At 35.4% G+C, this 6,966-nt stretch carries 6 protein-coding genes; 2 read left to right on the top strand and 4 right to left on the bottom strand.

The annotated features are described in order from the left end of the window. Nucleotides 1–161 precede the first annotated feature (161 nt). Entirely contained in the window at nucleotides 162–1,958 is a 1,797-nt protein-coding gene (locus tag ACQKMR_RS27895; RefSeq protein ID WP_427700169.1) for a M3 family oligoendopeptidase, read from the bottom strand. A 375-nt stretch (nucleotides 1,959–2,333) separates the two neighbouring features. On the opposite strand from ACQKMR_RS27895, the gene ACQKMR_RS27890 reads away from it, so the two are divergent. Then, on the top strand, nucleotides 2,334–2,471 hold the full coding sequence (locus ACQKMR_RS27890; protein WP_169787518.1) for a hypothetical protein: 138 nt from the start codon (nucleotides 2,334–2,336) through the stop codon (nucleotides 2,469–2,471). A 478-nt stretch (nucleotides 2,472–2,949) separates the two neighbouring features. Here the strand turns inward: ACQKMR_RS27890 and ACQKMR_RS27885 are convergent, their stop codons facing one another. Then, nucleotides 2,950–3,486 carry a hypothetical protein gene (locus ACQKMR_RS27885; protein ID WP_427700168.1) on the bottom strand — a complete coding sequence of 179 codons (537 nt, stop codon included), beginning with the start codon at nucleotides 3,484–3,486 and terminating at the stop codon, nucleotides 2,950–2,952. A 274-nt stretch (nucleotides 3,487–3,760) separates the two neighbouring features. Between ACQKMR_RS27885 and ACQKMR_RS27880 the strand changes: the two genes are divergently transcribed. Next, nucleotides 3,761–3,913 (top strand): hypothetical protein, encoded by a 153-nt coding sequence (locus ACQKMR_RS27880; RefSeq protein ID WP_427700167.1) that lies wholly within the window; start codon nucleotides 3,761–3,763, stop codon nucleotides 3,911–3,913. Nucleotides 3,914–4,351: 438 nt separating this feature from the next. On the opposite strand, the gene ACQKMR_RS27875 is transcribed toward ACQKMR_RS27880, so the two are convergent. Together ACQKMR_RS27875 and ACQKMR_RS27870 are read right to left on the bottom strand one after the other, a co-directional pair. Next, nucleotides 4,352–5,974 (bottom strand): ABC1 kinase family protein, encoded by a 1,623-nt coding sequence (locus ACQKMR_RS27875; RefSeq protein ID WP_427700166.1) that lies wholly within the window; start codon nucleotides 5,972–5,974, stop codon nucleotides 4,352–4,354. A 236-nt stretch (nucleotides 5,975–6,210) separates the two neighbouring features. Then, entirely contained in the window at nucleotides 6,211–6,735 is a 525-nt protein-coding gene (locus ACQKMR_RS27870) for an N-acetyltransferase family protein (protein WP_427700165.1), read from the bottom strand. Nucleotides 6,736–6,966: the final 231 nt, after the last annotated feature.

The raw sequence follows: 6,966 nt of genomic DNA, 5'->3' as shown, positions 1-6,966 counted from the left end.
TTTAAAACCCCTTTCAAAAAGAATAAAATCACTCATTTACAATAATTCTCTATTTTCTATTAAAGCACCTTTTCCTTATTGAACTAACCTGCCCCGTTAGTGCCATAAGAAAAAGGCTGCCTCAGCAACCTTACTTATTTTGAAGTAAAGCACCCGTAAACTTAAGAAGATGTTAAGATAATAAATTCTTCGACATCTTTAACGCATAATTCAATTCCTTTTTCCCAAAAGGCTTCTGATGTAATATCTTCCCCTAAATGCTTCATTACTAAATCTTCTGTGGACATACTTCCTGAATCACGAAGCAAGTCAAAATAATCTTTTTCAAATTCTTTTCCTTTTTCCTTTGCCTTTGCATAAATACTTAGAGAAAATAAGTATCCGAATGTATATGGGAAGTTGTAAAATGGAGATTTGGTCATATAATAATGTGGTGTCCAAACCCACGAATGGATAGAAGCATTATCAAGAGAACCTTCATACCCTTCATCTATTGCTTCTTGCATTAGTTCATTTAAACGTGATGATGAAACAATCCCCTCTTTACGTTCCTCGTAAAATTTCTTTTCAAACAAGAACCTAGAATGAATATTCATAAAATTCATCACACTACGTTTTAATTTTTCATCAAGTAAAAACAATTTTTCTTTAGTGGATTCAGCTTTTTCCATTGCAGCATCTAAGATGATCATTTCGGAAAATGTTGAAGCAGTTTCAGCAATACTCATTGGATATTGTTTATTCATTCCATTAACAGGTTTCATCGCATGGTTATGAAATGCATGACCTAATTCATGCGCCAAGGTTAAAACATTGGTAATTCTACCGCCATATGTCATAAAAACTCTTGATTCTCCTGAAAGTGGGAACCCCGCACAAAACGCAACAGTTGATTTATTTGGACGATCTTCAGCCTCTATCCAACCTTTATCAAATGCCTGCCGAGAAAAACTTTCTAATTCCGTTCCAAATTGACTAAAATGCTCCAAAATAAAATCCACAGCATCTTCATATTTTATCTTTTGATTACCTTTTGTAACAGGAGCCCAAAAGTTATACGAATGCATTTTTTCATCGCCATTCATTTTTGCTTTTTGATTTAGGTAATTTGTAAAAGGTTTTTTGTATTTACTTACGGCTTTCCACATTGCATTCAGTGTTTCCTCTTTGATGCGATTTTCAATCAAAGGAACTTTTAGTATATTTTCTAATCCTCGTTTTTTGTACACTTGTAATCGGAAACCTGCGATATGATTCAGTATTTTGGCAAACAGTTCTTCTTGCTCGTTCCATTTATCTTCCAAAGCCCTATGAGACTCTTTGCGAACCTCTTCATCAGGGTGTGAACGTAAATTTATCGCTTGACCAACAGATAATTCATTTTTTTCTCCGTCGATTTGAACATTAACTCTAATACTATTAACAAGTGAATTATAAAACTGCCCCCATGCATGATAACCATCTACCATCAGATCTGAAACTAAACTTTCTTCTTCATCTGAAAGATGCATCTCGGCTTTTTTACGCCATTCATTAAGTATGAACTTATAGTTATTTAAAACCTCAGTATCTAGTATACCTTCCCACAAATGTTGATTTGTGTTTACAAGTACTTTTTGTACTTTTTTTAAAGCAGACTCAAAACGAGCATTTATAGAAGATGTTTTTCCTCGTAGTGTTGTAGCATTTTGATCCTTTGGGTTTTGTGCAAGAAGACAGTTTATAAAAGAATTGGCTTGTGATAGGTTCATTCGAATGTCTATTATGTATTCAATAATATCTACAACTTTTAATGATTCATTTAATTCTTTTGGAGTATGAAAAAATTTCAATTTTTCTTCAAATTTAGAAACTTTGATTTCCAATTGTTTTAAATGTTCACGAAATTGAGATGATTGGTTTCCATCCTGAAACAATTCATCCAAGCTCCATACTTGCAGATACTTTGTTTCCTGCATTTATTTACCCCCTAAAAAGTTAAGACTATGACCCTTTATCGAACGTACATTCTCAGTTTATCATAATCTGTAATATTATGGGTGTTAAGGAACTAATCTGCCCCGTTAGTGCCATAAGAAAAAGGCTGCCTCAGCAACCTTCCTTATTGAAGTAAAGCACCTGTTTGTTTAAGTACAACATTTAACAATATCAATACAATTTAAAGAGGGGAATGTTTAAACATTGAATTGTCTATACAACATTAGCTGACATCATTTACATATTAAACCCTATATGGATGTATACACATCCAAACGAGATTCTCGTTTGGTGAATAAGTCGCCATCTATTAATCCATCTTAACAAATGAAGCTACATGGAGGGAGGTTCTAAGCATGAGCCAAAAGCGTGATAAAGGCAATAGTCAGAAGGGAAAAGCAAATAGCAATACAGTAGATCCAGTGATCGCAGCAGAAGACTTGGAAAAAGCAATTAATCCAACTAATAAGCTACCGCGCAATGCCAAAGGGTAAGTACAATCTCGTGATTTCTTTTCTTTTCCGAAAAGAAAGTTGCAGGTAAACGAAAATGAAGAGTCAAGCAATCCACTAACATGAAGGATTACTTGACTCTTCAAAGGTATAATAGACTTTTATTTTAGTCCTTATATTGTTCATTAGGCCTTGAAATTTCTTCTTTACATACTCCATAGCTTAGCAAGAACAGTCTTTTTTAGAAACATACTTATGAGGTAAAATCCCAATGTCTATTTTCATAAATTCCCCCAATTTAGTGTACCAATCCTCATTGGATTAACCTGCCCCGATAGTTGCATAAAAAAATACTAGCTTAAAGACAGCTCCGATCTTCAGCTAACGCACCCGTAGTTTATTACAAGCTAACCTTATTCAAGAATCGCGCCCGATTGTTGAAAATTGTCCCGGAACACCAACACTGAAAGTATATTCAAGATAAGCACTCGAAGTAGATTATTGCCTAAAATACCTTTTTTTAGGAGTTGTTTTTAATCCGATGCTGGAACGACAGAGTCGCAATAAATACAGTTACTCCCCACAAGAACAATCCTCCGTACGTTACCACATACACCCAAATGGCTAATCCTTCGGCGTATCCTTTTGGAAGCGCTCCTAAAAATTGAAGAGCTGTCAAGAAGCTAATTAGAACTGTCAACACCCCAACTGACCATCCTGATATGATTAATAACCATTTTGGTAGTTTCTCCCCCCAGGAAGTCACGAGAGCTAAAGCAAATAAAGATGCCAGTATCGCCAAGATAGCTGTGAAGTCTATTCCGTTGGTATATAACGTATATAGAAAAGCAGGTCCTTCCTTTAATGTATCACCAAACCCTGCTACATCTTGTACAGCTTGTTTTGTTGTAAGTCCTACCGTTGATCCCCATGCCCAAAGCGATTTTAAAATCGCATACGGCAACAGTGCAAGAGCTGCAACATAGCCCCATCCTTTAGTCAAATAAGTTTTATCAGCTATTTCTGACCTCATATGTTTCTCATGTTTTAAGCTCAAAAGACATTCTCCCTTCTCGTTTAAGAAATGAAGCCTATTAGTTTTAAAAATTACCTAAAAGTACAAAGTTTCAAAAATCTTCAAATAAGTTCCGCGCTTTAAAGCGTACTCATATGATTGAGTACGCTTTTTTTCAACTCAGCTTAATAGAAAATGAAATAGTTTACATAAAGCTTTTTATTATGTTTATTTAATTTGATTTTGCATCATCTATTTGAATGGGACAAAAAAGGGAGGGTCCATTGGATATGGCGTATTCTTCTTAGGGGACATCATGGGGTTCATTAGATATGGCATATTCTCCATAGGAGTCATCATGGGGTTCATTGGATATGGCATATTCTCCATAGGAGACATCATGGGGTTCATTGGATATGGCATATTCTCCATAGGAGACATCATGGGGTTCATTGGATATACCATGTGACTCATATGACATGGATCGTACACTGGACAGCAAATATAATGATGATACATTCGTTTCACCTCTTAAAGTTTTTGATTTTAATAACGAGCCTAAATAAGACTCTAAAACACAGATTTCAACGCTAAGGGTATTTTAGTTTAATCTCTTTGCTATTCTTGTTCACAATTTTATGTTATGCACCATGAATGTCCTATGTACTAGACATTTATCCCGGTTCTAGATAAAGTCACTAATAGGGGTAGCCTTATGAAAATGTGGTTACAAACGTTGAGAAAATCCAATACAACGTTAAGGGGTACCACCAACAATTTCAAATCAAAAAATCGATTTCCTGTACATTAAGAAATCGATTTTTTATTTGTCTTAATAAACTAAAGCACCCGTTAGTTTAAGTACAACTCTTCACAATCCAACTATTACATTAACATTACTATGCATTTATCCTCTCCGTTTTTCATGCATGTACTTCATCCATTTTTTTTGCTTATAACTACAAATAATATACCCGATACTTGAGAAGGCATTTACTCCAACAGACAGCTTCCAAATAAGGGGATGTGAGGTATAGATACCTGCTGTTATCCCTGTGAATCCCAGTAACGTTAATTGAAATAACTGCTTTTTATGATTTTCATAAATAATAAATTGAAATTGTCTTCTTTGTTCGGTTTCCTTTAAATGTTCTAACCTTTGTGGTGCATTTAAAAATTCTGTAACTGAATGAAAGATCTTAAATATAGGCTGTGACTGAATCCATTGCCAAATAAATGACCATTTATTATTCCCTTGTTTATTTAACCATTCCATAAAAACAGGTTTACCTAGATCAATGAGTTCCTCCTCTGGTGCCAAATTGCGGAGGATTCCTTCAATCGTTACGAAAGAACGACCTAAAAAGACAAATCTTGTTGGAACCTGAATGGGTAGTGCTTGAATCATATCGTTCATTTCTAATTTTAATGCGATAAGATCCATTTCTTTTAATTGAGCAGGTTGGAAGGACATAAATTCAGCTAATAGTCTTTCAATCGTTCTTGATTCAGCATCAGGGAGCAAAAATCCTAAATGAGACAAGCAAACAACAGCTTTAGCATAATTTTTCGAAAGAAAGCTTTCAATCAAACCTTGAAAATTAGCAGCATCCTTTTTGGTGATTTCCCCTACCATTCCGAAATCAAGTAAGATGATTTGTCCTTCCTTTGATACAAGTACGTTTCCTGGATGTGGGTCAGCATGGAACGTACCAGGCTCAATCCATTGAGGAAGGAACACTTCGATGAGCCGTTGAGCCAACTCATGACGGCTCACTTCTAACTGATCTAAAGCCTCCATATTTGTGAGTCTTATTCCTTCAACCCATTCCATCACCAGTACCTTTGACGTACTAAGCTCCGAATACACAGAAGGAATTTGTACAACATCGACATCCTTAAATCGTTCTCTAAAATACAATATGGCTTTCAGCTCTTTTGTAAAATCAAGTTCTCGTTCAATCACTTGTTTTAGTTCCTTAAACAAGACTTTAAAATTAATAAACCCTTTTGGAACGGGAACAAAGTGATTGGCAAACCAAATGATGATCCCTAAAGTACGGAAGTCAATTTGTACAATCGAATTAATATTAGGACGTTGCACTTTAATAGCGACCTTTGTTCCATCTTTCAAAACACCTTTATATACTTCTCCAATCGATGCTGAAGCAATTGCATCTTTTTCGATTGAAAGAAAGTGATGATTAAGGGGATTCCCCCATTCCATTTCAAGAATTTCCTGAATATCACTCCAGTTAGAAGGGGGAACTTTGTCTATAAGATCTTGGATTTGGTGTATAAATGCATTGGGCAACAAGTCGGCACGAATACTGAGCATCTGTCCGATTTTGATCAGTAAACCTTCTAATTCAAAAAGTGTTTTTCGAAACCTTTCCCCTATTTTCCCCCAAAGTTTTTCCCATTCAGCTTCAGGCTTTTTCCGAATTTTATACCAATAAATTTGAATGAAGATGGAAAAGGACAAAGATAGCACCTTTGACATCCGAACCAACTTATTCTTTGTTTTCATCACAAAACCTCTCATTTCTTTATTAGCCTGTCCAACCATATTTCTTGAGATGTCTACACCTAAAACCTTCGAAGACGTTACCTTGCAAATTGACCAGTTCCACAACCTAAATCTAACATTTACTTCCAATTTACTATTAACCTATATACTACTTCTCGAAAGCAATAAATTATACCTCTTTTGCCAATTCTTATGGCACTAACCTGCCCCGTTAGTGCCATAAGAAAAAGGCTGCCTTAAAGACAGCTCTGATCTACAGCTAACGTTAGAACCATCAAGTCCTCATCAAAATAGTGCCCATTATACTTTAAGGCATTTCGTTCTGTACCATAGACCTCAAATCCCAAAGACTTATATAGTTTCTTTGCGGAGTCATTATCAGATACAACAGTTAAATTTATTTGTTCCAATCCATCAGAATTCTTCGCCCTACTTATAAGTTCATTCATTAATGATTTCCCTAAACCCTGACCTCGATTGCCTGGAGCTATGTACATTCCAAAAACATTCCCTTTATGTCTGGTTTTGAGATTGTTTTCACGTATAAAAGTAACAATTCCAACTAAAGATTTTCTATTATCAAAAGCACCTACAATGTACTTGTCCCTTAATGGTTTTATTCGCTCCTTTACCGTTTCTAATGAAAATCCCACCTCTCTCTCATATGTTGAACCAAATGCTTCTGGGTTAATTTTCAATGCATTCAATCGCACTTCCTGGTATAAATGGGCATCGGACTCTTTTAAAATACGAATATTCATTAGCTACTCCCTCCGTTTATTTTGCATGAAATTTTGTATAGAAGAGTTTTTCTATACGATTAAGTTTGTATAAAGCATTCTATTTATCGCTACTAATATCCTTCTTGAGCTAACCTGCCCCTTTCGTATTATAAGATCAGCCAGAAATTTCTGGTTGACCATTTTTTATATCGATATATGATAACGGTAGCCGGGGCAGAACGTTCCTGCCCGTGGGGCTTGGACCCCGTC

This window comes from Peribacillus sp. NPDC096540 (assembly GCF_050278525.1).
Taxonomy (GTDB): domain Bacteria; phylum Bacillota; class Bacilli; order Bacillales; family DSM-1321; genus Peribacillus.
This window is presented reverse-complemented; position numbering and strand designations above follow the sequence as displayed.

What these genes read in the sequence shown, in the direction of transcription:
- ACQKMR_RS27895 (WP_427700169.1), bottom strand. Translation starts at nt 1,958, where the DNA reads ATGCAGGAAACAAAGTATCTGCAAGTATGGAGCTTGGATGAATTGTTT.
- ACQKMR_RS27890 (WP_169787518.1), top strand. Translation starts at nt 2,334, where the DNA reads ATGAGCCAAAAGCGTGATAAAGGCAATAGTCAGAAGGGAAAAGCAAAT.
- ACQKMR_RS27880 (WP_427700167.1), top strand. Translation starts at nt 3,761, where the DNA reads ATGGGGTTCATTAGATATGGCATATTCTCCATAGGAGTCATCATGGGG.
- ACQKMR_RS27875 (WP_427700166.1), bottom strand. Translation starts at nt 5,974, where the DNA reads ATGAAAACAAAGAATAAGTTGGTTCGGATGTCAAAGGTGCTATCTTTG.
- ACQKMR_RS27870 (WP_427700165.1), bottom strand. Translation starts at nt 6,735, where the DNA reads ATGAATATTCGTATTTTAAAAGAGTCCGATGCCCATTTATACCAGGAA.